This window comes from Streptomyces sp. NPDC001920 (assembly GCF_053594495.1).
In genome coordinates this window covers 124,298-150,875 of record NZ_JBSFEP010000001.1, presented here as the reverse complement: position 1 = coordinate 150,875, position 26,578 = coordinate 124,298, and the positions used below count along the sequence as shown (strand labels likewise).

21 protein-coding genes and 1 pseudogene are annotated in these 26,578 nt (G+C 72.3%); 15 read left to right on the top strand and 7 right to left on the bottom strand.

What is annotated here, in order from left to right; genetic code table 11:
* The first annotated feature begins 56 nt into the window (after positions 1-56).
* The 3 genes from ACWCPI_RS00595 (at position 57) to ACWCPI_RS00585 (ending at position 2,916) form a co-directional block, all read left to right on the top strand.
* Positions 57-686: a LysE family translocator gene (locus tag ACWCPI_RS00595; protein WP_451036008.1), complete on the top strand. Its 630-nt coding sequence runs from the start codon at positions 57-59 to the stop codon at positions 684-686.
* Between the two features lie 108 nt (positions 687-794).
* A complete protein-coding gene (locus tag ACWCPI_RS00590; RefSeq protein ID WP_451036007.1) occupies positions 795-1,922 on the top strand; it encodes a M24 family metallopeptidase in 1,128 nt (375 codons plus the stop codon).
* Between the two features lie 61 nt (positions 1,923-1,983).
* Positions 1,984-2,916: an aminoglycoside phosphotransferase family protein gene (locus ACWCPI_RS00585; protein ID WP_451036006.1), complete on the top strand. Its 933-nt coding sequence runs from the start codon at positions 1,984-1,986 to the stop codon at positions 2,914-2,916.
* A 40-nt stretch (positions 2,917-2,956) separates the two neighbouring features.
* On the opposite strand, the gene treZ is transcribed toward ACWCPI_RS00585, so the two are convergent.
* A complete protein-coding gene (gene treZ / locus ACWCPI_RS00580; RefSeq protein ID WP_451036005.1) occupies positions 2,957-4,711 on the bottom strand; it encodes a malto-oligosyltrehalose trehalohydrolase in 1,755 nt (584 codons plus the stop codon).
* A 184-nt stretch (positions 4,712-4,895) separates the two neighbouring features.
* On the opposite strand from treZ, the gene ACWCPI_RS00575 reads away from it, so the two are divergent.
* From ACWCPI_RS00575 to ACWCPI_RS00565, 3 genes are all read left to right on the top strand, one after another.
* Positions 4,896-5,447: a DUF1707 and FHA domain-containing protein gene (locus ACWCPI_RS00575; protein ID WP_451036004.1), complete on the top strand. Its 552-nt coding sequence runs from the start codon at positions 4,896-4,898 to the stop codon at positions 5,445-5,447.
* Between the two features lie 139 nt (positions 5,448-5,586).
* A complete protein-coding gene (locus ACWCPI_RS00570) occupies positions 5,587-6,957 on the top strand; it encodes a M14 family zinc carboxypeptidase (protein ID WP_451036003.1) in 1,371 nt (456 codons plus the stop codon).
* On the top strand, positions 6,954-7,400 hold the full coding sequence (locus tag ACWCPI_RS00565; RefSeq protein ID WP_451036002.1) for an SSI family serine proteinase inhibitor: 447 nt from the start codon (positions 6,954-6,956) through the stop codon (positions 7,398-7,400). The genes ACWCPI_RS00570 and ACWCPI_RS00565 overlap by 4 nt, the downstream gene beginning before the upstream one ends.
* A gap of 42 nt (positions 7,401-7,442) precedes the next feature.
* Here ACWCPI_RS00565 and ACWCPI_RS00560 read toward each other — a convergent pair whose 3' ends face one another.
* From ACWCPI_RS00560 to glgX, 3 genes are all read right to left on the bottom strand, one after another.
* Complete coding sequence (locus tag ACWCPI_RS00560; RefSeq protein ID WP_451036001.1) at positions 7,443-8,693, bottom strand: M14 family zinc carboxypeptidase; 1,251 nt, start codon at positions 8,691-8,693, stop codon at positions 7,443-7,445.
* A gap of 423 nt (positions 8,694-9,116) precedes the next feature.
* Positions 9,117-11,477 (bottom strand): malto-oligosyltrehalose synthase, encoded by a 2,361-nt coding sequence (treY, locus tag ACWCPI_RS00555; protein WP_451036000.1) that lies wholly within the window; start codon positions 11,475-11,477, stop codon positions 9,117-9,119.
* 338 nt (positions 11,478-11,815) lie between these two features.
* The gene (gene glgX / locus ACWCPI_RS00550; protein WP_451035999.1) at positions 11,816-13,969 is read right to left on the bottom strand and encodes a glycogen debranching protein GlgX; all 2,154 of its coding nucleotides are present in this window, start codon (positions 13,967-13,969) and stop codon (positions 11,816-11,818) included.
* 184 nt (positions 13,970-14,153) lie between these two features.
* On the opposite strand from glgX, the gene ACWCPI_RS00545 reads away from it, so the two are divergent.
* From ACWCPI_RS00545 to ACWCPI_RS00530, 4 genes are all read left to right on the top strand, one after another.
* Entirely contained in the window at positions 14,154-14,969 is an 816-nt protein-coding gene (locus ACWCPI_RS00545) for a Tat pathway signal sequence domain protein (protein ID WP_451035998.1), read from the top strand.
* 69 nt (positions 14,970-15,038) lie between these two features.
* Positions 15,039-16,355: a copper amine oxidase gene (locus ACWCPI_RS00540; RefSeq protein ID WP_451035997.1), complete on the top strand. Its 1,317-nt coding sequence runs from the start codon at positions 15,039-15,041 to the stop codon at positions 16,353-16,355.
* 103 nt (positions 16,356-16,458) lie between these two features.
* Positions 16,459-17,697, top strand: coding sequence for an SAV2148 family HEPN domain-containing protein (locus ACWCPI_RS00535; protein ID WP_451036343.1), 1,239 nt, complete (start codon positions 16,459-16,461; stop codon positions 17,695-17,697).
* Positions 17,698-17,827: 130 nt separating this feature from the next.
* Positions 17,828-18,577 (top strand): exonuclease domain-containing protein, encoded by a 750-nt coding sequence (locus ACWCPI_RS00530; RefSeq protein ID WP_451035996.1) that lies wholly within the window; start codon positions 17,828-17,830, stop codon positions 18,575-18,577.
* A gap of 97 nt (positions 18,578-18,674) precedes the next feature.
* On the opposite strand, the gene ACWCPI_RS00525 is transcribed toward ACWCPI_RS00530, so the two are convergent.
* On the bottom strand, positions 18,675-19,205 hold the full coding sequence (locus ACWCPI_RS00525; protein WP_451035995.1) for a YbaK/EbsC family protein: 531 nt from the start codon (positions 19,203-19,205) through the stop codon (positions 18,675-18,677).
* Positions 19,166-20,140 (bottom strand): DMT family transporter, encoded by a 975-nt coding sequence (locus ACWCPI_RS00520; RefSeq protein ID WP_451035994.1) that lies wholly within the window; start codon positions 20,138-20,140, stop codon positions 19,166-19,168. The genes ACWCPI_RS00525 and ACWCPI_RS00520 overlap by 40 nt, the downstream gene beginning before the upstream one ends.
* Positions 20,141-20,234: 94 nt before the next feature.
* Here ACWCPI_RS00520 and ACWCPI_RS00515 point away from each other — a divergent pair, with 94 nt between their 5' ends.
* Positions 20,235-21,179: a LysR family transcriptional regulator gene (locus ACWCPI_RS00515; RefSeq protein WP_451035993.1), complete on the top strand. Its 945-nt coding sequence runs from the start codon at positions 20,235-20,237 to the stop codon at positions 21,177-21,179.
* A gap of 150 nt (positions 21,180-21,329) precedes the next feature.
* Here the strand turns inward: ACWCPI_RS00515 and ACWCPI_RS00510 are convergent, their stop codons facing one another.
* Complete coding sequence (locus ACWCPI_RS00510; RefSeq protein ID WP_451035992.1) at positions 21,330-22,193, bottom strand: phosphotransferase enzyme family protein; 864 nt, start codon at positions 22,191-22,193, stop codon at positions 21,330-21,332.
* Positions 22,194-22,429: 236 nt separating this feature from the next.
* Between ACWCPI_RS00510 and ACWCPI_RS00505 the strand changes: the two genes are divergently transcribed.
* The 4 genes and pseudogenes from ACWCPI_RS00505 to erm all read left to right on the top strand — a co-directional run.
* Entirely contained in the window at positions 22,430-23,365 is a 936-nt protein-coding gene (locus tag ACWCPI_RS00505) for a carbohydrate ABC transporter permease (protein WP_451035991.1), read from the top strand.
* A complete protein-coding gene (locus ACWCPI_RS00500; protein ID WP_451035990.1) occupies positions 23,362-24,195 on the top strand; it encodes a carbohydrate ABC transporter permease in 834 nt (277 codons plus the stop codon). The genes ACWCPI_RS00505 and ACWCPI_RS00500 overlap by 4 nt, the downstream gene beginning before the upstream one ends.
* Complete coding sequence (locus ACWCPI_RS00495; RefSeq protein WP_451035989.1) at positions 24,195-25,481, top strand: ABC transporter substrate-binding protein; 1,287 nt, start codon at positions 24,195-24,197, stop codon at positions 25,479-25,481. The genes ACWCPI_RS00500 and ACWCPI_RS00495 overlap by 1 nt, the downstream gene beginning before the upstream one ends.
* Before the next feature lie 329 nt (positions 25,482-25,810).
* Positions 25,811-26,573, top strand: a pseudogene (gene erm / locus ACWCPI_RS00490) (ErmE/ErmH/ErmO/ErmR family 23S rRNA (adenine(2058)-N(6))-methyltransferase); the annotation flags it as partial.
* Between the last annotated feature and the right edge of the window lie 5 nt (positions 26,574-26,578).

Here is a 26,578-nt window from a genome sequence, read left to right as displayed (position 1 = left end):
CGACGAGCCGGCGAAAACCGCTGGTCACGTCCGGCGGGCAGGGTCACCATGCCCCCATGCCGACCACGCTCCTCGCCTTCCTGGGGGCCTGCACCCTCGTCGCCGCCTCCCCCGGCCCCAGCCCCGTGCTGATCATCAAGCAGTCACTGCACAGCAGGCGCTCAGGATTCCTGACCGCGCTGGGCAACGAGACCGGTGTCTTCGTCCGGGGCGTCCTCGCCGCCTTCGGTCTGACCGCCCTGCTGGCCGCATCCGAGGTGGCCTACGACGTGATGCGGTTCGTCGGCGCGGTCGTGCTCGTCGGCATCGGCGTCCAGGCGCTGCGCCAGGCGCGCCGCGCCGAGCGGGACGGGGGATCGGACGACGTCGCCCGGGAGGGCACCCGCGGGAGCGGCTGGGCCGCCTACCGCGGCGGGCTGCTGCTGAACCTGGCCAATCCCAAGGCTGCCGTCTTCGCCATGTCCTTCCTCCCGCAGTTCGTGCCGGCTGGAGCCCCGCACCTGCCCACCATGGTCGGCCTCGCCGCGCTCTGGGCGGTCTGGGAGGTCGGCTACTACGGCCTGTACGTGTGGTTCGTCGGCCGTATGAAGAACGTGCTGTCCCGCGCGGGCGTGCGCAGGCGTCTGGAACAGGTCTCCGGCGGCGTGATGCTGCTCCTCGGTGTCCGCATGGCCCTGGAGAACTGACGCCGTACGAGGTCCGCCAGCCGAAAGACCCGTCGACCGGCTCGCGCCGCCCCCTCCGTCCGGGCAGGATGCTGCCCGTAGTCCTTATCAGCGCCCAGGGAGGCCCGGATGACCGGCACCGCACCCGCGCCCTTCACCGCCGACGACTACCGGGCCCGTAGGGAACGTGCCGCACGGACGGCCGCGGACGCCGGACTGGCCGGCCTCCTCGTGGCACCCGGCCCCGACCTCGTATGGCTCACCGGTTACGCGCCCCCCGCCGAGACCGAACGCCTCACCCTGCTGGTCCTCGTCCCCGGCCAGGACCCCGTCCTCGTCGTGCCCGCCCTGGAGGCCCCCGACGCCGCCGAGGCCGCCGGAGCCCCAGGTCTCACCCTGCGCGACTGGACCGACGGCCGGGACCCCTACGCCGCCACCGCCTCGCTCCTCGACGCGAGCGGCCGGTTCGGCATCAGCGACAACGCCTGGGCCATGCACCTGCTGGCCCTGCAGAAGGCGCTGCCGCGTACCTCCTACGCCTCCCTCACCGACGCCCTGCCGATGCTGCGGGCCGTCAAGGACGCCGCGGAACTGGAGCTGCTGGTGGCGGCGGGAGCGGCTGCCGACGCGGCGTTCGAGGAGATCCGGAAGGTTCCCTTCGGCGGCCGGCGCGAGTCGCAGGTCGCCGGCGACCTGGCCGACCTGTTGCGCCGGTTCGGCCACTCCCAGGTCGACTTCACCATCGTCGCCTCCGGCCCCAACGGTGCGAACCCGCACCACGAGGCCGGCGACCGCGTGATGGAACGCGGTGACATGGTCGTCCTCGACTTCGGCGGCCTGAAGGACGGCTACGGCTCCGACACCTCCCGCACGGTGCACGTCGGGGAACCCACCGACGAGGAGCGCCGGGTCCACGACCTCGTGCGCGAGGCCCAGCAGGCCGGCTATCGGGCGGTACGGCCCGGTGCCGCCTGCCAGGACGTCGACCGGGCCGCCCGCGCGGTCATCGCGGACGCCGGGTACGGCGAGTACTTCATCCACCGCACCGGGCACGGCATCGGCGTCACCACGCACGAGCCGCCGTACATGATCGAGGGCGAGAAGCAGCCCCTGGTGCCCGGCATGTGCTTCTCCGTGGAGCCCGGCATCTACCTGCCCGGCCGTTTCGGGGTGCGCATCGAGGACATCGTGACCGTCACCGAGGACGGCGGCCGACGGCTCAACGACACGACCCGGGAGATGGTCATAGTGGACTGACCCGGTGACCGATCCCGGCGCAAGGAGCCCCCGTAGACCCCCGAGCGACAACGGCGCGACCATGACCCAGGCACCGACACCCACCGCGGACACCGTCCGCCGACTGGTTCGTTCCCTGCTCAAGGAGGGCGCGTCCCACTCGGCCGGACCCGAGGTCCGCCCCGCCGCGCCGGGCGCCGAACCGGCCACCTGGCTGGTCGGCACCCGCCATGTGCTGCGCCTCGCCCCCAACCGCGAGGCCGCCGCCCGCCAGCGCCGCGAACTGCGCCTGCGCGACCTCGTCCGCCCGCACGTCCCGGTCGCCGTCCCGACGAGCGTCGCGCACGGGGAGTGGGCGCCCGGTCTCACCTACACGCTGGACACCAAGGTGCCCGGCGGGTCCGGCGGGGAGCAGGACGTCTCCGCCGTCGGCGAGGCCGACCTGGCCGGACTGCTCACCGGGCTGCGCGAGGTGCCGGTACGGCAGGCCGAGACGCTGGGCGTGCCCCGCGCCGCCCCGCGCTCCCTGGAGACCCTGCGCCGGGCCGCCGAGAACGCCGCCGGGCGCCTCACCGCCGCCGACGAGTTCGACGCCACCCGCCTGCGCCAGCTGACCCAGCAGGCCGCCGTACAACTCGCCGCCCAGCCCGGCGCCGCGATCCTCGTCCACCACGCCCTCACCGGCGACCACCTCGTCGTCAGCGGCGACGGCCGGGTGCGCGGTGTCCTCGGCTGGGCCGACAGCGTCCTCGGCGACCCCGCCGAGGACATCGCCGGCCTGGCGCTCGCCGTCGGCTCCCCGGCCGCGGTCCGCGCCGCCACCCTCGCCGGCTACGGCGCCCGCCCCTGCCTGCGCGGCCTCTGGCTGGCCCGCTGCGACGCGGTCCTTCGCCTCGCCGACCGTCTCGACGGCGGGGGCGGGACACCACTTCCGCTGCTGCGGGCACAACTCCAGCACGCCTGGGAGGCGATCCTGCTGGAGCGGGTGACGGAGTTCCGGGAGGACACGACCTAGGGATACGCCCCCTGCCGGCGAGCTCCCTCCGGTGGGCGGCTCACCCCTGCAGCAGCACCACGCCCGACTCCCCGGGCACATGCAGCACCCCGTCCGCGCCCGGTGCCTCCACGGGCTCCCACGCGGCCAGTACCGTGGCCTGCCGGGGCCCCAGCGGGATCGCGGCGGGCTCCTTGGACAGGTTCACGGCCACGCGTACGTCACCGCGCCGGAAGGCGAGCCACCGTTTCGGCTCGTCGTAGGCCACCTTGGTGTCGGACAGGTCGGGATCCGTCAGGTCGGGATGCTCGTGACGCAGGGCGAGGAGGCGGCGGTACCAGGCCAGCACGCGCGCGTGGGGCTCGCGGTCGAGCTCGGACCAGTCCAGGCAGGAGCGTTCCCTGGTCGCCGGGTCCTGCGGGTCGGGCACGTCCTCCTCCGCCCAGCCGTGCGCCGCGAACTCACGGCGCCTGCCCCTGCGTACCGCCTCGGCGAGCTCCGGATCGGTGTGGTCGGTGAAGAACTGCCAGGGCGTGCCCGCCGCCCACTCCTCGCCCATGAACAGCATCGGCGTGAACGGCGCGGTCAGCGTGAGGGTGGCCGCGCAGGCCAGCAGGCCGGGGGAGCCGGGCAGGAGGGCGGCCGCGAGCCGGTCGCCCTGGGCCCGGTTGCCCACCTGGTCGTGGGTCTGGCTGTAGCCGAGGAGACGGTGCCCCGCAACGCGCGTACGGTCCAAGGGGCGCCCGTGGCTGCGGCCCCGGAAGCTGGAGTACGTGCCGTCGTGGAAGTAGCCGCCGGTCAAGGTCTTGGCGAGGGCTGCCATGGGGGCGCGGGCGAAGTCGGCGTAGTAGCCCTGCGACTCGCCGGTCAGCGCCGTGTGCAGGGCATGGTGGAAGTCGTCGTTCCACTGGGCGTGCAGCCCCAGGCCGCCCTCGTCGCGCGAGGTGATCAGGCGAGGGTCGTTGAGATCGGACTCGGCGATCAGGAACAGCGGCCGGCCGACGCCGGCGGAGAAGGAGTCGACGGCCGTCGACAGTTCCTCCAGGAAGTGGCACGCGCGCGTGTCCACCAGCGCGTGCACCGCGTCCAGGCGCAGTCCGTCCAGCCGGTAGTCCCGCAGCCAGGCCAGCGCGCTCTGCACGAGGTACGCGCGCACCTCGTCCGAGCCCGGCGCGTCCAGGTTGACGGCGGAACCCCAGGGCGTGTGATGCGTGTCCGTGAGATAGGGACCGAAGGCGGGCAGGTGGTTGCCGGACGGGCCGAAGTGGTTGTGCACCACGTCGAGGATCACGCCCAGGCCCAGCTCGTGCGCCCGGTCGACAAAGCGTTTCAGCGCCTGTGGCCCGCCGTACGGCTCGTGCACGGCCCACAGCGAGACCCCCTCGTAGCCCCAGCCGTGCCGGCCGGGGAAGGGGGTCAGCGGCATCAACTCGACGTGGGTGACGCCCAGTTCCACGAGGTGACCGAGCCGCTCGGCGGCCGCGTCCAGCGTGCCCTCACGCGTGTACGTGCCCACATGCAGCTCGTACAGCACCGCACCCGGCAGTGGTCGCCCGGCCCATTCGCTCCGCCACGCGTACCGTTCGTGGTCCACGACCGCGCTCAGCCCGTCGGGGCCGTCCGGCTGCCGGCGGGAGCGCGGATCGGGCCGTACGGGGCCGTCGTCCAGCGCGAAGCCGTACCGCGTCCCGTCCCTCGCCTCTGCCTCCCCCCACCACCATCCGGCGCGATCCGGATCGCGCTCCAACGCGCGCGTGACGCCCTCGCAATGCAGCGTCACACGGCCGGCCTGCGGTGCCCACACCTCGAACTGCACGGACGGTTCCCCTTCGTCTGCTCACCGTGATGTAGCCCGTCCATGGTGCTCCAAAAGAGATCAATCCGCTTTTGAATCTTCCCTTTCGCGGCGGGTGTCGTGGCTCGCCCGCCCCTCACGCGCGCGTGGCGGCCGTTTCCCCGTTTTCTGGACAGGTCGGGTTCACTGACCGACAATCAGCACCGTGACGTCGTCCTTCGAGTTCAACACGTACCCCGCGCGGCTCTCCGACGCGGAGCGCGACAAGGCGCTGAAGGTGCTCCGTGACGGCGTCGCCATGGGCCGGCTGTCGCACGACACGTTCGTGCGGCGCATGGAACTCGCCCTGGCCGCCCGCCGCGTCGACGAGCTCGCGGTGCTCACCGCCGACCTGCCCGTCGAGAGCCGCATGTCGCGCGTGGTGTTCGGCACCGTCGAGGCGATCTCCGGGTTCACCGTACGGCTGCGCCGGGCATGGCAGGCCGAACGTCTGCCCAAGCTGCTGCTGCCCCACCCGGGGACCGGTCATCCGCTGCGTATCGGCCGGGACCCCGCCAACGGGTTGCGACTGACCCACGAGACGGTGTCCCGGGTGCACGCCGAACTGAGCCATCAGGCCGGCCTGTGGGTCCTGCGCGACCTGAGCTCCACCAACGGCACCACGGTGAACGGACGGCGGGTCGTCGGCGCCGTCGTGGTACGCGAGGGCGACCAGGTCGGCTTCGGCCGGATGTCGTTCCGCCTCGCCGCGCACTGAGCCGAACCTCGGCTCCGGCCTTGTCTCTACTTGACGCGCCGGGTCGAATCCCTTTGACCCGCTGCGGTGTTGACGTACCCGTCAAGTCGTGACTGACTGTGCGTACACCATGCACACCAGGTGAATCGACGGCACCACATTGTGGAGGTGTGCCCTGCCGCCACTCCTCCGCTACCCGACCGTCGACGAGCTGGGCGCCCGCGCGGCCGCGCTCGTCGGCCGCCGACCCCGTGACGCGCGGCTGCGCCGCGTGGGGACGTCCCGCGCCGGCAACCCCCTGTGGCTGCTGTCCGTCGGGCACGGCAGCCGTCAGACTCTCGTCGTGGCCGGCCCGCACGCCAACGAACCGGTCGGCGGCGCCACCGTGCTGCGGCTGGCCGAACGGGTCCTGGCCGACCCGCGCCTGCACGAGGGCGCCGACGCCACCTGGAACCTGCTGCTGTGCCTGGACCCCGACGGCCTGCGCCGCAACGAGGGCTGGCTGCACGGGCCCTACGCGCTCGGCGGCTACTTCCGGCACTTCTTCCGGCCCGGCTTCCTGGAACAGCCCGAATGGCTGCCCGACGGGGCCGACGCCGTCACCTTGCCGGAGACCCGCGCTCTGCTCGAACTGCAGGACGAACTGCGGCCCTTCCTCCAGTGTTCCCTGCACGGCGTGGACGTCGGCGGCGGCTTCGTCGAGCTGACCCACGACCTGCCCGGCCTCGCCCAGCGCGTCGCACACGCCGCCGCCCGCCTGGGCATACCGCGCGAACTCGGCCCGTACGACACCCTGTACTGGCCGGAACTGGGGCCCGCCGTCTACCGGATCCCGATCCCGCGCCGCGGCGATCTGGCCGCCGCCATCACCGAGGCGGCCGTCGAGTCGACCTGGTTCCACCCGCACCGGCACGGCACCGTCACTGCGGTCGTCGAGGCCCCCATGTGGGGCGTGCCCGCGGTGGAGGACGGTGCGGTACACGCCGATGAGGAAACGGTCCTGCGCAGGGTGAGCCACACCCTGCGCCACGACGCCCGGGTCCTGAACCGGCTGCTGGAGCGCCTGCGGCCCCACCTGCCAGCCGAGTCGGAGACGGCGCGGCTGCTCGCCCCGGTCGACGACTATTTACTGGTCTGCCCGGGGCTCGCCGACACCTGGGACCCCGACGTCCCGGTCCTCGTCGGGGCCCGCCCCCTTCCTCCGCTCAGCACCGCCCACCTGGCCGCCCTGCGCATCGCCGGGCGCCGCCTGGCCCTTCGCACGGCCGGGCTGCTGCACCAGCTCGTCACGGGCGCCGGGCGTGACCCGGCCGGGGTGCTGCCGGAACTGGACCGGCTCCTCGACGAATGGTGCGAGGACTACCGCGACGGCTGCGGAGCACGCTGGATCCCCGTCGCACGCCAGGTGGAGTACCAGTCGCGGGTCGTGCTCGCCACGTTCGAACTCGCCGGGCGGTACGCGCCCGCGTGCTCCCGTTCGGGTGAGTCGGGCTGGAATGCCGGGGCCGCCGTGCCGATGCATCGGGAATGACGCAACGCATCACCTCCGCATCGGGAATGCCCCGGCACATCGCAGCGCTGCGAGGCGGTCTGCTCGCCGCGGCCGCCACCGCCCTCGCTCTCGGTACGGCCCCGCCCCAGGCGGCGGCCCACAGCCACGACACCGGCAACTGGCTCTTCGTATCGGTCACCCAAGGAGAGGACCGCAACGCCGAGACGCCCGGCCGGCTGCTGCTCTGCGACCCGCCGCAAGGCCACCGGAAGGCGGCCGAAGCCTGCGCGGACCTCGACAAGGTCGGCGGCGACATCCGCCGGCTGGAGCGCAAGGACGCCTTCTGCCCGATGATCTACGCGCCGGTCACCGCCCACGCGCGCGGGGAATGGAACGGGCACCCGATCGAATACCACGAGACGTTCTCCAACGGGTGCGGGATGGCGGCCCGCACGGGCGCCGTGTTCGCCGTGGACGGCTGACCCCGACGACCTGCGGCACTGTGCGCGCGTGGCCGGAGCGCGTCACGCGGAACGGTCACGCGCGTGCAGCGCCGCAGCCAGGACCGTCCGGGACTGGTGCTCGATCTGGTGCTCCAACGGCACCCAGCGGGCCCGGAAGCGTTCGGCGAAGGCATCGCTCCAGGTCGCCACGAGGTGCTCAAGCCGTGGCGCCGCGCTGTCGTCGGCCTCCTGCAGGACGCGCAGCAGCATCGCCGCGGCGCGCAGCGGCAGCCGTCGCCCGAAGGCGTCCACGCTCCCGACGTACGCCATGGTGTCGTCGGCCGGAGGCGTGTGCATCCAGTCGGCGGCGAGCCCCGGCACCAGCTCCAGCGCCCATTTGGCGGCCCGCAACAGGGGCCCGTCGAAGCCGTCCAGGCGGGGGAGCGCCTCGCCGAGCACCCGCTCGACCTCCCGCGCGTCCCGCCGCAGCCGGACCGCCAGCCGCCGCAGCGCCCGGTCCGGCGCCGGATGCGGCGCCGGATCGTCCACCAGGTCGCTCGCCCACATCGGCACCTCGACGACCGCGGTCAGACCGCCGTAGCGATGCACGTGGTACCAGGTGCTGCTGCGCGCGTCGTCCGGCATGCTCGGGTACGCCGCGCCCGCGCCCGGCGCCGGCATCACATGCACACCGGGCCCGGATGCCGGCCAGCCCGCCGCGTCCGACGCCCCGGTCTCCACCGGGATGTGCAGCTCCGCCGCCGACTTCGCGAACGGCTCGGCCAGTCCCGGCACGTCCTTCGTCAGCTGCACCCAGCTGCCGCCCAGATCGGTGCCGTGCAGGGTCACCTGGAGGTAGGGACGCACCTCGTCGATGACGCGGGTCAGTGCGCGCGTCTCGGGCGGCAACCGGTCGCTCGGCAGTGCCGCCGGTGCCCACTCCGGCTGCTCCTCGGCGGCGGGCCGGAAGAAGCCGAGGTGGTAGTCGTAGAGGCTGCGGGGCGCCGGGGTGACGTGCAGGCACGCTCCGTCGGGATCGGCGCACAACAGGAAGTGCCAGGAGGTGTCGGCCCGTAACTCCGGTTCGTGCAGGACGCGTTCGGCGACCGCGAGGAGCGTGGAGCCTCCGGTCGGCTCGTTCGCGTGCGCTCCCGCCACCACCAGGACGGCCCGTCGGGCGCGGCCTATGGACAGCAGGTGGAGTGGCCTGCCGGCCCGGGAGGCTCCGACCTGTCTCAGCGTGCACAGGCCGGGTCGGTGCGCGGCCAGCGCCCGGGCGGCCACGACCAGTTCGGCAAGGGTGAGGTAGCGCAGCTCCGGCAGGAGACTCACCCCCGTCACGTCCGTCCGCCCGGCTTCGCAATCCGCAGTACCCCACGCTCTCGTTGAGCTGTCAAGTAGTTCGAGGGGCGCCCGGAGGGGGCGCCCAGATGCATTGACCGCCGGGACGCGGATGCCGCCGGCCGCAGGGGAGCGCCGGGGCCGTCCCGCCGTGTGACGAGCGTGGACGTGCGGTGCGGGAGCGAGCAGCGAGGCGTACGCCCGAGGAGGGCGCTGCCCCAGTCACCATGCGCCGACCGCACGGCACGCACCCCTGGAGCGTGCGCGGCCCGAGCCGGGCGCCTACGCCGAGTCAGGGCGCTCGGCGGGGCGTACGCGCCCGCGGGCGTTGCGGAGGGCCGGTGGAGGGCAGCGGGTGAGGAGGTGGGCAGCGAGCGCGCAGGCCGCATCACGGCGGACGAGCCGCCCGGTTCCCTACGGCGACTCCTCCACGACCCGCTCCAGCAACGCCACCGGCAGCCCCTCGAACAACTCCTCCACGCGCGCGTGTCCGGAGAACTCCCGCTCTGGATCCAGTACGTCGGCCCACCGCCCCGGAGGCAGTGGCAGCGTCGTGTCGCGCCAGCCGCCCGCCTCGGCCAACCGCAGCGACAGGCGCGTCACGGCGGTCACCACCTCCCCGGAGCGGACGAAGGCCAGACAGTGGGCTGCCGCCGGCCCCTCGGCGGTCAAGGGCGCGTACGACGCCGAGTCGCCGAACACCTCCGGGCGCCGCCCGCGCAACCGCAGCGCCGCCGCCGTCAGGGCACCCTTCTCGCCCGGATCCTCGTGCGGGAAACGCGCGGCCCGCCGGTTGTCCGGGTCCACCAGCGCCCGGTACTCGCCCTCGGTTCCCTGGTACACGTCCGGGACGCCCGGCATCGTCAGCTGGGCCAGGGCCATTCCCAGCACGTTGGCCCTGATGTGCGGTGCCAGGCGGCTGCGGAGAGCGGCCACGCGCTCGCCGGGGACCGAGCACGGCCCCGTCGCGACGAACGCCGCCACCGCCTCCTCGTACGGCGGCTCCTGCTCCGTCCAGCTGGTGTACAGCCCGGCCTCGCGCACATGCTTGAGCAGGGCCTCCTGCACCCGGTCCACGGCCGCCTCGCCCAGCCCGAACACCGTCTGCCAGGCGGCCCACGCCAGTTGCGCGTCCGGCACACCCTCGCCCTCCCGCGTCACCTCCGTCAGAACGTCCGCCCAGCGCTGCGGGCACTCGGTGAGCACGGCCAGCGCGGCCCGCACATCGGCGCTGCGCTTGGTGTCGTGCGTCGACGCGACCGTCCCGGTCAGCGGCCAGTCACGCTGCACGCGCGCGCAGTACGCGTGGAACTCGTCCGGCGGGACCGCGGGACTCCCGGGGTTCCCGCCCACCTCGGTCGCCGAAAGCAGCGGCACATAGCGGTAGAACGCCGTGTCCTCAACCGACTTGGCCCGCAGCGCCGACGCCGTCTGCGCGAACCGCGTCCGGAACTCCACATGGTCGGGCCCCTCACCGGCCCGCCCGAGCACCAGGTCGCGCACGACGTCGACGGCGCCGGCCTCCTCGGGCACGACGAAGGCGAGCCGGGCCTCGGCGGCGGCCTCCTCGGTGACCACGCGGGACGCGTCACCGGAGGCGTACGGCCGGTAGACCTCCAGCCGGACGAGGAGCTCCTGCAGAGCGGTGCGCAGCGCCCAGGGCGCCCGGTCGCGCAGCGCGAGCTCCGGGGACGCGGCACACACCCGGCTCGCCACCCGCGTCAGCCGGTCGGTCTCCGCGGCCAGCTCGTGCGTGAGCACTTTGTACGCCGCTCGCCGCACCGTCGCCTCCCAGTCCCCGCCCCGGTCCGTCTGCGGGGCCGCGAACCGCCGGTACTGGCCGAGGAGTTCCCCGAAGCCCGCCGGGTCGGTGAAGACGCCGTCGACGTGCCGCAGGGCGTCGTAGCCGGTGGTGCCCGCGACCGGCCAGGAGGCCGGCAGGTGCTCCCCGTCCGACAGGATCTTCTCCACGACCGTCCAGCGCCCGCCGGTCGCCTCGTGGAGGCGCTGGAGATAGGCGTCGGGGTCGGCGAGGCCGTCCGGGTGGTCGATGCGCAACCCGTCGATGACACCCTCGTGGAGCAGCTGGAGGATCTTGGCGTGCGTGGCCTCGAACACGTCCGGGTCCTCGACGCGCACCCCGATCAGCTCCGAGATGCTGAAGAACCGCCGGTAGTTCAGCTCCGTACGGGCCAACCGCCACCACGCGGGGCGGTACCACTGGGCGTCCAGGAGCTGCGGCAGCGGCAGATCCTCGGTGCCCTCACGCAAGGGGAACACCTGGTCGTAGTAGCGCAGCACATCGCCGTCGACCTCCAGGCGGCCGAGCTCCTCACCGAGCGGATGCCCCAGCACCGGCAGCAGCACCCGACCTCCCTGCGCCTCCCAGTCGATGTCGAACCAGCGCGCGTACGGCGACTTGGGCCCCTCGCGCAGCACCTCCCACAGGGCGCGGTTGTGACGCGGGGCCATGGCCATGTGGTTCGGCACGATGTCCACGACCAGACCCAGGCCGTGCTCACGAGTGGTGCGCGCGAGCGCGCGCAGCCCTTCCTCGCCGCCCAGTTCCGCACGCACGCGCGCGTGGTCCACGACGTCGTAACCGTGCCCCGACCCCGGGACCGCCTCCAGGACGGGGGACAGATGCAGATGCGACACGCCGAGCGAGGCCAGGTACGGCACGGCCGCCTCGGCGGACGCGAAGGGGAACGAGGGCTGCAGTTGCAGCCGGTAGGTGGCGGTCGGCAGCGTGGGGTCGGGTCGCTCAGGCGTCATGGAGAGCTACGTACCCGTCCTGCCGCCCTTCGTGTCATCGGCGCCGCCACGTGGACCCGAGTCCGGGGCTGGATTCGGGCGATGGTGCGGGAGGGGAGGGGAGGGGAGGGGGTGGGGACGACGCTGCGGTTCCGTCGGGACGCGGGCGGTGGGACGAGCCGGTTCCGTTCGGACGGCTTCGGGACGACGCTCCGGTGCCGTCCCGACGGCTTCGGCCCGACGCTCCGGTGCCGTCCCGACGCCGCCGGGACGACGCTCCGGCCCCGTCCCGACGCTCCGGTGCCGTCCCGACGCCGCCGACCCGACAAGCCGGTGCCGTCCCGACGCCCCGAACCTCCCTACACCGGCCGCTGCAACACCGTCAGACTCCGGTCCACCAGCGTCAACCGATCCCCGGCCTGCACCTTCGCCCCCGTCTCCGGCGGAACCATGTCCGCTCGGGCCGTGTCCACGACCACCTGCCACTGGCGGCCGTGGTTGACCGGCACGACGAAATCGAGGGTCTTGGGGGAGGCGTTGAACATCAGCAGGAACGAGTCGTCGCTGATGCGCTCGCCGCGTGGTCCGGGCTCCGAGATCGCGTTGCCGTTGAGGAACACCGTCAGGGCCGACGCCTGGGCCCTGTCCCAGTCCCGCTGGGTCATCTCCTTGCCCTGCGGGGTGAACCAGGCGATGTCCGAGAGGTCGTCGTGGGTGCCGTGCACCGGCCGTCCGTGGAAGAAGCGCCGTCGGCGGAAGACCGGGTGGTCCCGCCGCAGCCAGACCATCGCGCGCGTGAAGGCGAGCAGCTCACGCGACAACCCGGCTGCCTCGCCGTCCGGGCCGTCACCCCCGCCCCCTTCGTCCTGCGGCCACTCCACCCACGCCAGTTCACCGTCCTGGCAGTACGCGTTGTTGTTGCCGCGCTGCGTGCGGGCGAACTCGTCGCCGTGACTGATCATCGGCACGCCCTGGGACAGCATCAGCGTGGCGATGAAGTTGCGCATCTGCCGCTGGCGCAGCGCGAGGACGGCGGGGTCGTCGGTCTCGCCCTCCGCCCCGCAGTTCCAGGACCGGTTGTGGCTCTCGCCGTCGCGGTTGTCCTCGCCGTTGGCGTGGTTGTGCTTCTCGTTGTACGAGACGAGGTCGTGCAGCGTGAACCCGTCGTGGCAGGTCACGAAGTTGATCGAGGCCAGCGGGCGCCGCCCGTCGTCCTGGTACAGGTCGGACGAGCCCGTCAGCCGGGACGCGAACTCCGCCAGCGTGCGCGGCTCACCGCGCCACAGGTCCCGTACGGTGTCGCGGTACTTGCCGTTCCACTCGGTCCACAGCGGCGGGAAGTTGCCCACCTGGTAGCCGCCCTCGCCGACGTCCCACGGCTCGGCGATCAGCTTCACCTGGGAGACCACCGGGTCCTGCTGAACGAGGTCGAAGAACGACGACAGCCGGTCCACCTCGTGGAACTGCCGGGCCAGGGTGGCCGCGAGGTCGAAGCGGAAGCCGTCGACATGCATCTCGGTGACCCAGTAGCGCAGCGAGTCCATGATCAGCTGGAGCACGTGCGGGGACCGCATCAGCAGCGAGTTCCCGGTCCCGGTGGTGTCCATGTAGTAGCGCGGATCGTCGGTCAGGCGGTAGTACTGCGGGTTGTCCAGGCCCCGGAAGGACAGGGTGGGGCCCAGGTGGTTGCCCTCGGCGGTGTGGTTGTAGACCACGTCGAGGATGACCTCGATGCCGGCCTCGTGCAGCGCCCGCACCGCCGACTTGAACTCCAGGACCTGCTGGCCGCGGTCGCCCCAGGAGGCGTACGCGTTGTGCGGGGCGAAGAAGCCGATCGTGTTGTAGCCCCAGTAGTTGTTCAGGCCCATGTCGACCAGCCGGTGGTCGTTCACGAACTGGTGGACCGGCATCAGCTCCAGCGCGGTCACGCCCAGCTCGGTGAGGTGCTCGATGACCGCCGGGTGCGCGAGGGCGGCGTAGGTGCCGCGCAGCTCCTCGGGCAGCCCCGGATGCCGCATCGTGAGGCCCTTCACATGCGCCTCGTAGATGACCGTGTGGTGGTAGTCCGTGCGGGGCCGCCGGTCGTCACCCCAGTCGAAGTAGGGGTTGACCACGACCGAGGACATCGTGTGCGGCGCCGAGTCCAGGTCGTTGCGCCGCTCGGGTTCGCCGAAGTGGTAGCCGTAGACCTCCTCGCCCCAGCGGATGGAGCCGCTGATCGCCTTGGCGTACGGGTCGAGCAGCAGCTTCGCCGAGTTGCAGCGCAAGCCCCGCTCCGGGGCGTACGGGCCGTGCACCCGGAACCCGTACCGCTGTCCCGGCATGACGCCCGGCACGTACGCGTGCCGTACGAACGCGTCGCTCTCCCGCAGTTCCACCGCCGTCTCCGAGCCGTCGTCGTGCAGCAGACACAGCTCTACTCGGTCCGCGGCCTCGGTGAAGACCGCGAAGTTGGTGCCGGCGCCGTCGTACGTGGCACCGAGTGGATATGCCTCTCCAGGCCAGACCTGCATGGATACGACTCTTTCAGTTCGAGCGCGCCGTCGGGGGAGCCTTGAAGTCGAGTCTCCCCGAAAGTGAGGCAACCACCCATGACTTACGTCCCTCTTACCGGTCGACCAGTGCATACGCGGTATGCCGAACCAGTGTGGGGCCAACAGGTACTCCCGGGGACGTTTGGGGGAGTAAGGGGAAGATGTGCGCGAGATGATGCGCCGCCATCTGGGCAAGGTGGTGGCAGGTACGGCCATCGCGGTGGCCGGAACCGCCGTGATGGTCGGAATCACCCTGCCGGGGACAGCGGGGGCCGATGACAACGGCGGAAACAACAGTGGTCGGGCCGCCCAGCAGGCCGCCCAGGGGCAGGGAGCCGGCGCGGCGCCGCCCGGCGTCGTCGAAGAGGCCCCGACCGAGGGGGACAAGGGCACGGGCAACGACCCGCTGACCGACGACGAGATGGAACGGGCCGCCGAGCTTGCCGCGAGCCCGCGGATGCGCAGCGCCGGCGAGAACGTCGAGGGGGAGCGCGGCCCGCAGCGCATCGGCGTCGACCTCGCGGAGGCGGAGGCCGACGAGACGGACAGGGCTGACGCACCGCGTCGGGCCGAGGTGACGTTCTACGACTACAAGGCCGACGCGCTCGTCACCCGGACCGTCAACCTCGACACCGGGAAGGTCGAGCAGACCACCACCGAGCGTGGCGTGCAGCCGCCGCTGAGCCGTGCCGAGTACGCCGAGGCGGCCAAGCTGCTGATCGCCGACCCGCTGGGCGCGGACATGAAGGCGGACTACAAGGACGCCACCGGCAAGGAACTCACCTCGCCGGACCAGCTGCTGCTCAACGGCGCCGTGTACCGGGCAGTCGCGGGCGCCCAGCCCGCCGTCCTCGACAAGTGCGGCGACCACCGGTGCGTGCGGCTCTTCCCGAAGGTCAAGAACGGGCCCTGGATCGACGCCCGGTCCTTCGTGATCGACCTGAGCGCCCGCAAGGTCGCCAGGCTCGACATCGGCTGAGACGCCTCCGTTCGCTTTTCCAACTCGCATCTCATGTACTTGCACCTCCTGTAAGGGAGTCATTTCTTCATGCGCGTGAACAGAATGAGTCGTGCCCGCAAGGGCGCGGCCGTAGGCCTGTCCCTGGCGGCCCTGGCGGCCGGCGCGACGACCGGCGCGGGATCCGCCTCGGCCCAGCCGAAGGCCGCCCCGGCGCCGGCCGCCGACTGCAGCGACGCCTACCGCATCGAGCAGAAGCTCACCGGCGGTACGACCTGGCGGATGTGCTGGCGCTACGACGGCAAGGCCGGGCTCGTCCTGGAAAAGATCTCCTACCAGCCCAAGGGGGAAGCCCAGCCGATCAAGGTGCTCAACAGCGCCAGGCTCGGCCAGATCCACGTCCCGTACGACGACGGAAGCGTCGAGTACGACGACCTGACCGGCTTCGGATTCGCCCAGGGGCTCATGACCCTGGCGCCGAGCGAGTGCCCGGGCGGAACCATCAAGTCCGTCAAGGTCCCCGAGGCATGGGACCCGCAGAACGCGAACGTCAAGGGCCTGTGCACGACGACACGCGCGCGTGGCCACGCCTACCGCATGCAGGGCGACAGCGCGAACAAGGTCTACCAGGCCCAGAGCAAGGACCTGCTCGTCTACACGGTCAACCAGGTCGGCTGGTACGAGTACATGACCGAGTGGCGCTTCCAGGACGACGGCACGGTCACCATGAACGTCGGTGCGACCGGCAGCCTCTCCTACGACGACTACGACGCCGGTGACGGCCGTGGCTGGCCCATCGGCAAGGGGGACCGCGCCAAGGCCACCAGCCACAGCCACAACGTCTTCTGGCGGCTCGACTTCGGCCTGGACGGCTCCACCAAGAACAAGGTCGAGCAGTACGACTCCGCGGTCAGCGCGCCCACCGCCGGCGACCGCGCCCCGACGACCAAGACGACCCGCACCAAGGTCACCAAGGAGCTCGCGGGCGACGCCAAGGCGTACCGCTGGTGGCGCATGGTCAGCGCGACCGGCAAGAACAAGGACGGCCACGCGCGCTCGTACGAGATCGTGCCCGGCGTCAGCACCAAGTACCCGGGCCGCAGCTACACCAAGCACGACGTGTACGTCACCGAGTACAACAAGTGCGAGAAGTTCGCCACCCACAACCCGGGTTGTGGGGACACCCATCCCAAGTCCGTCGACAAGTGGGTCGGCGGTCAGGCGCTGACGCACCCGATCGTCTGGACGAACGTGGGCTTCCACCACATAGCCAGGGACGAGGACCAGCAGCCCATGCCGGTCCACTGGCAGGGATTCTCCATCGTCCCGCGGGACGTGACGGCTATGAATCCGCTCACTCCGAGCGAGCTCGCCTGGCAGAACGGGCACTGGCGTCCGCGTAGTTGAGAAACGACCCTGTCCATCCGGCTGCACCGCCGACCGCTCCCGGAGTACCCTTCCTTGATCGTTGGGACGGGAAGTGCTCGGGGGAGCGGAAGGCGGTGCGCGGGTGGGCTCGGGAGGGCTGGAGCTGCCCCCTGGTGACGAGGGTCACGAGGGGGGCTCCACAGAGGTCCCACCCGGTGCGGTGTCCCTGGCCAGGCCGATGGAGACCAGTTCCATCGGCCCGGAGCTGGACTGGGACACCGACTCCTGGCGCGAGGTGCGTACGCGCGCCCAGCGAGCCGGCCGGGCGTACATCTGGCTGAACCTCGTCGAACAGCGGCTGCGCGCGGTCGTGGCCGCGGTGCTGCGCCCCATCTACGAACCGGTCCACGGCGACGACTGGGTGGTCGCGGCGGCCGGCCCGGCCGGCCAGGAGTGGGTGAACCGCGCGGTCGCCGTCCGCGAGGTGAGCCGTCGCAAGGGCTACCTGCTCGACCCGGCCGACGACAACGTCCTCAGCTTCCTGACGCTGCCGCAGCTGCGTGAGCTGATGGTGCAGCACTGGCCGTGCTTCGAGCCGTACGTCGACGACCGCCGCGATGTCGAACTTGCGCTGGACGAACTCGAAGTGGCCCGCAACGTGGTCTCACGCAACCGGGCCCTGTCCGAGGCGGTGCTCAACCAGGCCGAGCGGGCGTCCGCGCGTCTGATCGAGGTCCTCGGTGCCGGCGGCGACGTCCCGTCCGCCCGGCGGTTGCCCATCGACGCCGTCGAGGACCTGGTCGGCGACCGGTACGCCGACGTGGTCGCCGTGCACCCCGACCGGGTCCGGCTGCTGCGCCGGTTCCCGGCCGAGGACATCTTCGGTGGGGCGCGCCGTCTCGACGCCATCGGCATCGGCCTCAACCTGCTCGTGCAGAACTTCTCCGGGCGGCGACTGGTACGGCTCGCCGAGACCGGCTGCCGGGTACGGCTGCTGTTCCTGAACCCGGCCTCCAGCGCGGTCAAGCGACGCGAGCGTGAACTGGGCATCAAGCGAGGCGAGCTGAGCCGCGCGGTCGAGATGAACATCCTGCACATGCGCCGGGTGCGGTCCCGGCTGCGGGACCCGGGCGCCTTCGAGATCCAGGTCTTCGACGAGACGCCCCGCTTCACGGCGTATCTCGTCGACGGCGACGGTTCCGACGGCATCGCGGTCGTGCAGTCCTATCTGCGGCGGACACGCGGACTGGAGGCCCCGGTCCTGGTGCTGCGCAACGCCGGCAGACTGGTCAAGTCGGACGAGATCGACGAAGGTGGGCTTTTCCCCACATACCGCGAGGAGTTCGAGTTGATGTGGGCGGATTCGAGGCCGGTGTCCTGAACCGTCCGGTCCCGAACCGTCTCGTGGACTGGTGTCGACATGGAAGCGGAATGCGGTCCTCTGATTGTCAGTGGCCCATGGGAAGGTGGAGACCACTGGGGGAACGCACCACCAAGAAGGGGGACCGCCCATGGGCTGGCACCGTGAGCTGCTGATCGGCTTCGACCTGGAGACGACCGGGACCGACCCGCGCGAGGCGCGCATCGTCACAGGCGCCGTGATCGAGGTCAGGGCCGGGCAGCCGCTGGGTCACAAGGAGTGGCTGGCGGATCCCGGGGTGGAGATTCCCGCGGACGCGGTGGCGGTCCACGGGATCAGCACCGAGCGCGCGACGGCGGAGGGCCGCCCGGCCGACCAGGTGGCCGATGCCATCGCGGACGTCCTGACGGCGTACTGGAAGACGGGCGTACCGGTCGTCGCCTACAACGCGGCCTTCGACCTGAGCCTGCTCTCCGCCGAACTGCGACGGTACGCACTGCCGTCCCTGCGCGACCGCCTCGGTGGCCTCGCCCCCGCTCCGGTCATCGACCCGTACACCATCGACCGCTGGGCCGACCGCTACCGCCGCGGCAAACGCAACCTCGAAGCGGTCTGCCGGGAGTACGGCGTCGTCCTCGACTCCGCGCACGACGCGTCCGCCGATGCCCTCGCCGCGGCCCGTCTGGCCTGCGCCATAGCCACCCGACACCCCAAGATCGCGACCCTTGGCCCGGCCGAGCTGCACCGCCGCCAGATCGAGTGGTACGCCGAGTGGGCGGCGGACTTCCAGAACTTCCTGCGCCGCAAGGGCGACCCGACCGCGGTGGTCGACGGGACGTGGCCGCTCAGGGAGCCGGCCGGGCAGCCGCTGGGGGAGCCGGTGGCGGGCGAGACGCACTGACGGCCCACGACTCCCGTCGTCCGACGGCGCGACCCGTCCGCCGAGCCGACCGGTCCGGGGCCCGCCGACCCCGCCACCCCTACACCTACACCTACACCTACACCTGCGCCTGCGCCTGACCGGAGGCGGTCGCCGGTGCCGCGATGCGCTCGACGCGGGGTTGGGCCGACCGCGCGTAGTCGGCACCGGAGATGAGCAGCGAGCGGTCGAGCCGGGCGGCGTTGAAGTACAGCCTGGGCCGGGCCACGACGTCAGGATCGGCGACCAGTTCCAGCTCCGGGTCGAAGCTGAACGGCAGGACGGTGCCGGGGACTGCGCGCGCGAGCCGCTCGGCGGTACCGGGATCGCTGAAACCGACGTAGCGGGCCGCGAACAGCGTCCGGACGGCGTCCAGGTCCACGCGCCGGTCACCGGGGACGACCGCGAGGACATGCCGGGTGGTGCGACGGTCCACCTTCACCCGCAGCACGAGGCACTTCGCGGCCTCGGAGGCCGGGTGCCCGCGCAGCGCGCAGACGGCCTCTGTGGCGCCCTCGGGTTCGTGGTCGAGGAGGCGGTAGTCGACGTGGCAGGAGTCGAGCAGGAAGATCAGGTGGTCGTAGGTGTCGTGACGGGTGTGGTCGGGCATGGGGAGTCCTTGTCGAGGTCGGAAGGGCGGACCGGGGAGGGCCGGGGGTGCGGTGCGTTCCGGTGGGCGCGTTCCACCGCCTGACCCCAGTAGGTGCCGGCGACCATCAGGGCCGCCCCGAGGCCGGTGAGCGGCGTGAGGTGCTCACCGCCGAGGGCCGCGCCCACCGCGACGGCCCAGACCGGCTCGGTGCCCAGCAGCAGGCTGGCCCGGCTTGCGGAGGTGCGTTGCACGGCCCAGGTCTGGGCGAGGAAGGCGAACACACTGCAGAACAGGGCGAGATACAGCAGCTGCGCCCAGGTCGCCGGTTCCGCGTGGGCCAGCGTCGGCAGGTCCCCTGCGGCGGCCGGCAGGAACAGGGCGGTGCCGACGAGGGTCTGCACGGTCGTCAGGTGCAGCGGCCGGACGGCCCGCCCCACGGTGAGGCGGCCGACGAGCGCGACATGGGCGGCCCGGACCACCGCGGCACCGAGCATCAGCAGGTCACCGAGGCGGGGGGCCTGGAAGCCGTTGCCGGACATCAGCAGCCCGACGGCCACCGTGCAGACACCGGTCGCGACGAAGAAGGCGGGAGGCAGCGGCCCGCGCCGGCCACCGCGGTCGAGGAGCGGGGTGAGGACGATGGTCAGGCTGATGATGAGTCCGGCGTTGGCGGCGCTGGTGTGGGCCACGCCGTACGTCTCGACGAGCAGGACCGCGGCCTGGGTCACGCCCAGGGGCACACCGGCCCGCCACTCGTCTCGCGTCCACCGGCGCGGCCCGCGCCGCCGCGCGGCGACGACGCCGAGGCAGGCCGTCGCGGAGAGGGCGTAGCGGGCGAACAGCACGAGCAGGACGGGGAGCGCGGCGGTGGCCGTCTGGGCGGACAGGTAGCTGGAACCCCAGACGAGCGCGACAAGGAGGAGTACCGCATCGGTACGGCGGACGTCGGACACCGCTCCACGGTGCACCGGAGACGTTCTTGAAGCCCAGTACCACCTTCTAAAACGATCATTCAGTTGCGCTACATCGTCGGCCTAGACTGCGGCCATGGACGAACGGCAGCTGCGGATCCTTCGGGAACTCGGCGAACTGGGCAGTGTCACGGCGGTCGCCGAGGCGCTGCTGGTGACGCCCTCGGCGATCTCGCAGCAGCTGCGGCTGCTGCAGCGCGCCCTCCCGGTCCCGCTCACCGAGCGGCAGGGACGCCGACTGGCGCTGACCGACGCCGGGCAGGCGCTGGCCGCCGCGGCCGTGGACGTGGAGACGGCGCTGGCGCGGGCGCGGCACACGGTCGAGGAGTTCGTCGAGCGGCCGGACGCGGAGGTGTCCGTGGCGGCGTTCCACAGCGCGGGCGCCGCGTTCTTCCCGCTGTTGCTCCGTGAGCTGGCCGGACCGGGGAGACCGGTGCCGAGGCTGGCCGACGAGGACGTACCGCAGGAGGACTTCCCCCGGCTCACCAGGGAGTACGACATCGTGCTCGCCCACCGGCTGGACTTCGCCCCGCCCTGGCCGGACACGGTGGCCGCGTCGACGCTGCTGCGTGAGCCGCTGGACGTGGCGATGCCGGCCGGCCATCCGCTGGCCGCCAAGCGCCGCGTCACCCCGCGCGATGTGGCCGACGAGCCGTGGATCACCGTGCATGACGGCTTCCCGGTCCTCGCGGTCATCGAAGCCGTCGCCGCGGCGGCCGGCCGCCGACTCCGTCTCGCCCACCGCATCAACGAGTTCGCGGTGGTGTCCGAGGTGGTGGCCGCCGGGGGCGGCATCGCGCTGATGCCGCGCTGGACGATGCGCCCCCATCCCGCCCTGGTCCTCAGACCCCTCAGCGGGGTCCAGGCCAGACGCCACATCGACGCCCTCTACCGCCCCGAGCGCACGGCCCGCACAGCGATCCGCACGGTCCTGGCCGAGCTGCGCCGCGCCGCGCGAACGATCCGGGAACGGGACGCGACCGCCCCGGGCGCGCGGGCGACCGAGGGCCCCGCCACTTGACCCCTGCGGCCGTCCGGCAACGCGAAGCCGGCCGACTCAGCTGCCGCGCCCGAGGACCGTCGCCACACCATGGCCCGGCGCGCGACGACCGGAGCGAACGGTCCGGGCCCCCGGCGGCTCAAGTCGCCTGGCCCGTGCGGTAACAGGCGCTCAGAACGGATACCACCGCACCGCCTCGTCCCCGTCCCGCAACGAGGCCACCCGCCGCTCGAACTCGACCCGGGCCTTCGGGTTGCTCGGCGCGTGCTGCGCCACCCAGGCGCAACTGGCCGTCTCCCGTGCGCCCCGCAGCACCGCGCAGCCGTCCCAGCCCCGGACGTCCCAGCCGTACGCCTCGACGAACGACTCGTAGGCCGCAGCGGGCAGGCCGTACCGGTCCCGGGAGAGGGCCATGACCACCAGGTCGTGCTCCCGCAGATCGGCCGAGAACGTCTCCAGGTCGATCAGCACCGGACCGTCCGGCCCGACGTGCACATTGCGCGGCAACGCGTCCCCGTGGATCGGGCCCGGCGCCAGACGTGGCGTCAGCCCGGCCGCGGCCGCCGCGAACCCGTCCCGCCGCTCCCGCAGATACGCCGCGTCGGCCGGGTCGATCGCGTCACCGGCGAGCCGCAGCCATCGCTCCACGCCTCCCAGCAACTCACGCGGCGGCAGCGGGAACGAGGGCGCGGGCAGGGCGTGCACCAGGCGTAGGAGTTCGGCCAGATCCCGGGGCTCGGCGGGGCGTACCGGATCGGGCATCCGGTGCCACACGGTCACCGGATGCCCCTCGACCAGCAGCGCCTCGGGCCCGGCCGCCCGCACGGCCGGAACGCCCGCGCCGGCCAGCCACACGGCGATGTCCAGCTCGCGCCGCGCCCGGTCCAGGACTTCGGCGTCGCGGCCCACCTTGACGACCAGGTCACCGGCGGCGAACACCGCGTTCTCACCGAGGGCGAGCAGACGGGCGTCCCGCGCCGGACCGGGCAGTACTCCCGCCGCGGCCAGTACGTCCCGCGCCCGCGCCTCGTCCATCGTCCGCCTCCGTGTTCCGCCCGGCCCGCCGCCGCGTCGATCCGTACCCAGGCGCCGGCCACCCGTCGGCCGACTGTCCTGATCCCACCGCATGCGGGCGTCCTGATCCCGCCACTCGCCCGACAGTGTCGCATTCCCACAGGTCGGACCGTGTGCGTCCGGCCTTGACGGGGCACAGCCCCTTCACGACCATGACGGGGCCGTCCCAGCCGGGCTGCGCAAAAGGGGCTGATCACGTGACATCGGTGACCGAGGCGGAGAGGTCGGTGGGGCAGGCGCCCGACGCGGACAGGCGCCGGAGGGTCGCGGACCACGGCGCCTGGTTCCTCGTGCTGCCCGCGCTCATCCCCATCCTCGTCCTGAGCGTCGGACCGCTGCTCTACGGCATCCTGCTGTCCTTCACCGACGCCCAGTCCGGACGCACCCAGCCCACCCGGTGGATCGGCGGTCTCAACTTCCGGGACCTGCTGGAGGACACCCTGTTCTGGGAGTCGTTCCGGATCGGACTGGTCTGGGCCGTCGGGGTCACCGTGCCGCAGTTCCTGCTGGCGCTCGGCCTCGCCCTGCTGCTCAACCAGGAGTTGCGCCTGAGATGGCTGGCCCGCGCCCTCGCGATCGTGCCCTGGGCGATGCCCGAGGTCGTCGTCGGCGTCATGTGGCGGCTGGTCTACAACCCCGACGCGGGCATCCTCAACGAGACGCTCCGGAGCCTCGGACTCGGCGACGGCCGCGACTGGCTCAGCGGGCTCGGCACCGCCCTGCCCGCCGTGGTCGTCGTAGGGATCTGGGCCGGGATGCCGACCACGACGGTCGCCCTGCTCGCGGGCCTGCAGAACACCCCGCGCGAACTGCACGAGGCGGCGGCCGTGGACGGCGCCGGTGCCTGGCGCCGCTTCCGCACGGTCACCTGGCCCGCGATCAGGCCGGTCGCCCTCTCCATCACGGCACTCAACCTGATCTGGAACTTCAACTCCTTCGCCCTGGTCTACGTGCTCACCGGCGGCGGCCCCGGCGGACGCACCCGGCTGCCCATGCTCTTCGCCTACGAAGAGGCCTTCCGCTACGGGCAGTTCGGCTACGCCGCGGCCATGGGATGCGTCATGGTCGCGGTGATCTCGGTATGTCTCGCCCTGTTCCTGGTGGGCCGGCTCCGGGGAGGTGACGACGCGTGAGGACCAGCCGGACCGGCCGCGCCGGTCAGTACGCCGCCCTGCTCGCCTATCTCCTCTTCCTCGCCTTCCCCTTCCTCTGGCTGATCTCCACCGCCTTCAAGCCACCCCGTGAACTGGGCAGTCTGCACCCCACGTGGATCCCGAAGGACCCCACGCTCGCCAACTTCCGTCAGGCCTTCGACGAACAGCCTCTGCTGCACGCCGCCCTCAACTCCCTGGTCGCCGCGCTGGGCGCCGCACTGATCGCCGTACTGCTCGCGACTCCGATGGCCTATGTCATGGCCCGCCGGCGCACCCGGCTCACGCGCGTGGCGACCGGCTGGGTGGTGGTCAGCCAGGCGTTCCCGCTCGTGCTGGTGATCATTCCGCTGTTCCTGGTGCTGAAGAACCTGCGGCTGATCAACTCCGTGCCGGGGCTGATCCTGGTGTACGTCGTGTGGGCGCTGCCGTTCGCGCTGTGGATGCTGACCGGATACGTCCGCGCCGTGCCGACCGAGTTGGAGGAGGCGGCGGCGGTCGACGGGGCCGGGCGGGTGCGGACCCTGGTGTCGGTGACCGCGCCGCTGCTCGCGCCGGGGATCGTGGCGACGGCACTCTTCGCGTTCGTCACCGCCTGGAACGAGTTCTTCTTCGCGCTCGTCCTGCTGAAGACACCGCAGAAGCAGACCCTGCCGGTCGTCCTCACCCACTTCATCGGCGCGGAGGGAGTGGCCGACCTCGGCCCGCTGGCCGCCGCCGCGTTCCTCGCGACGCTGCCCTCCCTGGTGGTGTTCGCGCTCATCCAGCGGCGGATCACGGGCGGCATGCTCGCCGGGGCGGTGAAGAGCTGATGCGTACGAGACCGCTGTCGGCCCTCGTCGCCGTCCTCGCCCTGCTGCTCGCCGGATGCACCGGCGACGACGACCGGGGTTCCGGCGGGCCCATCACTCTGCGCTTCCAGTCCCTGGCCTGGCAGGAGGAGTCCGTCGAGGCCGGCAAAGCACTCGTGAAGGAGTGGAACGCCGGCCATCCCGATGTCAAGGTCCAGTACGTCCAGGGAAGTTGGGACAGCGTCCACGACCAGCTGCTCACCTCCTTCGAGGGCGGTGAGGCCCCGGACATCATCCATGACGCCTCGGACGATCTCGCGGACTTCGCGTACGGCGGCTACCTCGCCGACCTGACCGGCCTGCTGCCCGAGCGGCTGAAGTCCGACATTCCGCAGCGCAGTTGGGAGACGACGACCTTCGGCGACGGGGTCTACGGTGTGCCCTTCCTGCAGGAGCCACGTGTGCTCGTCGCCAACGCCGAGTGGCTGAAGCGGGCCCGGGTACGCGTTCCCACGCCCGAACACCCCTGGAGCTGGGCGGAGTTCCGGGAGATCACCGAGCGGCTGAGCGGGAACGGCCGGTACGGCGTGGCCTGGCCGCTCAAGGAGCCCGTCTCCGCCACCCTCAACCTGTCCCTGTCGGCCGGCGGACAGCTGTTCCACCGGGACGCCGACGGCAAGGTGACGATCCGGTTCGGCACCGAGGACCAGGTCGTGCCGCGCACGATCCACGACCAGGCGAACACCGACCGCAGCGCCTCACCCACGACGCTCGGCAGCGGTGGCGCCGATACCCTGCCCGGCTTCTTCGGGGGGAGGTACGCGATGGTGCCGCTCGGCTTCTCCTACCGCCAGCAGATCGTGCAGCAGGCGCCGAAGGGCTTCGACTGGCAGGTGCTGCCCGCCCCGGCGGGCGCCGACGGCCTCGCGCAGGGTGTCAGCCCGCAGACCCTGTCCATCGCCGAGGACAGCCCGCACCAGCGGGAGGCAGCCGAGTTCATCGACTTCCTGCTGCGGCCGAAGAACATGGTGCGTCTGGCGCTGGGCGACTGGATGCTGCCGACCGGGACCGAGGCGCTGAAGGACCCGGCCCTGCACACCTCCGAGCACGACTGGGCCACCGGGACGGCCCTCGCCGAGCATCTGCGCCCGGCGCCCGCGCAGTCCGTCCGGGGCTATCCCGAGTGGAAGGACAAGGTGGCCACGCCCGCCTTCCAGGAGTACTACAGCGGAGCGATCGGACTCGGGGAGCTGCGCGAGCGCCTGGAGCGCGACGGGAACCTGGTGCTGGCGCGGTACCAGCGCTGAGGCCGTGCCGGTGCGAGCCGGCCGCCGTAGGGCGTGAGCCGCGCGGCCGCCCGTCGCGCCGGTGCAATTCGGTTGTACGCGCCCGCCCACGGCACCTAGCGTGCGGTACGTGGCAGCGAACAACGCGATCTGCGTCACCGGTCACGGCCGGGCCTGCGCGCACTCCGTACGATGCGCCGTGGCCCCGTCGCCCTGACCGGCCCGGAGAGCCGCCCCCGCCGCTGAGCACCTGTTCCACGCGGGTCCCGCTGTTTCCCGCTTCCTCCTGTCTTCCGGTCAGGGCCTCTGTTCGCCCTTTCCCTCTCCACGGAAGACAAGGACCGCAGGCCATGGCCCGCCCCACCCGCGCATCCCGCGCGCTCTCCCAGAACTTCCTCGCCGACCGCGCCGCCGCCGGGCAACTCGCCCGGCTCGCCGTACCGCACGGACGCGAGACTCCTCTGCTGCTCGAAGTCGGCGCGGGCAAAGGCGCGTTGACCGATCTGCTGGCCCCGCGCTGCCGCCGCCTCCACGCCTACGAGATCGACCCACGGCTCGTCGCCGCACTGCGCACGCGCTTCGCGGACACCCCCCGGGTCCGGGTCGTCGGCGCCGACTTCCTCACCGCACGGGCCCCGCGCACGCCGTTCTCCGTCGCCGGCAACGTGCCCTTCTCCCGCACCGCCGCCATCGTCGACTGGTGCCTGCGGGCGCCCGCCCTCACCCACGCCACGCTGCTCACCCAGATCGAGTACGCCCGCAAGCGCACCGGTGACTACGGCAGTTGGACCCGGCTGACGATCCGCACCTGGCCCCGCTACGACTGGCGCCTGGTGGGCCGGGTCGGCCCGGCGCAGCTTCCGGCCCGTACCGCGTGTGGACGCCGGGATCGTACGGATCGAGCGCCGCCGCACCCCGCTGCTCGACGCCGGCGCGTACGCGGACTGGGGGCGGCTGGTCGAGGTCGGCTTCTCGGGCGTCGGCGGCTCCCTGCACGCGTCGCTGCGCCGGGTCCACCCGAGGCGACGGGTCGAGGCGGCGTTCCGCGCGGCGCGTCTGGACACGGGGGTCCTGGTGGGTGAGGTACCGCCGGAGGCGTGGCTGAGGCTGTACGGGGT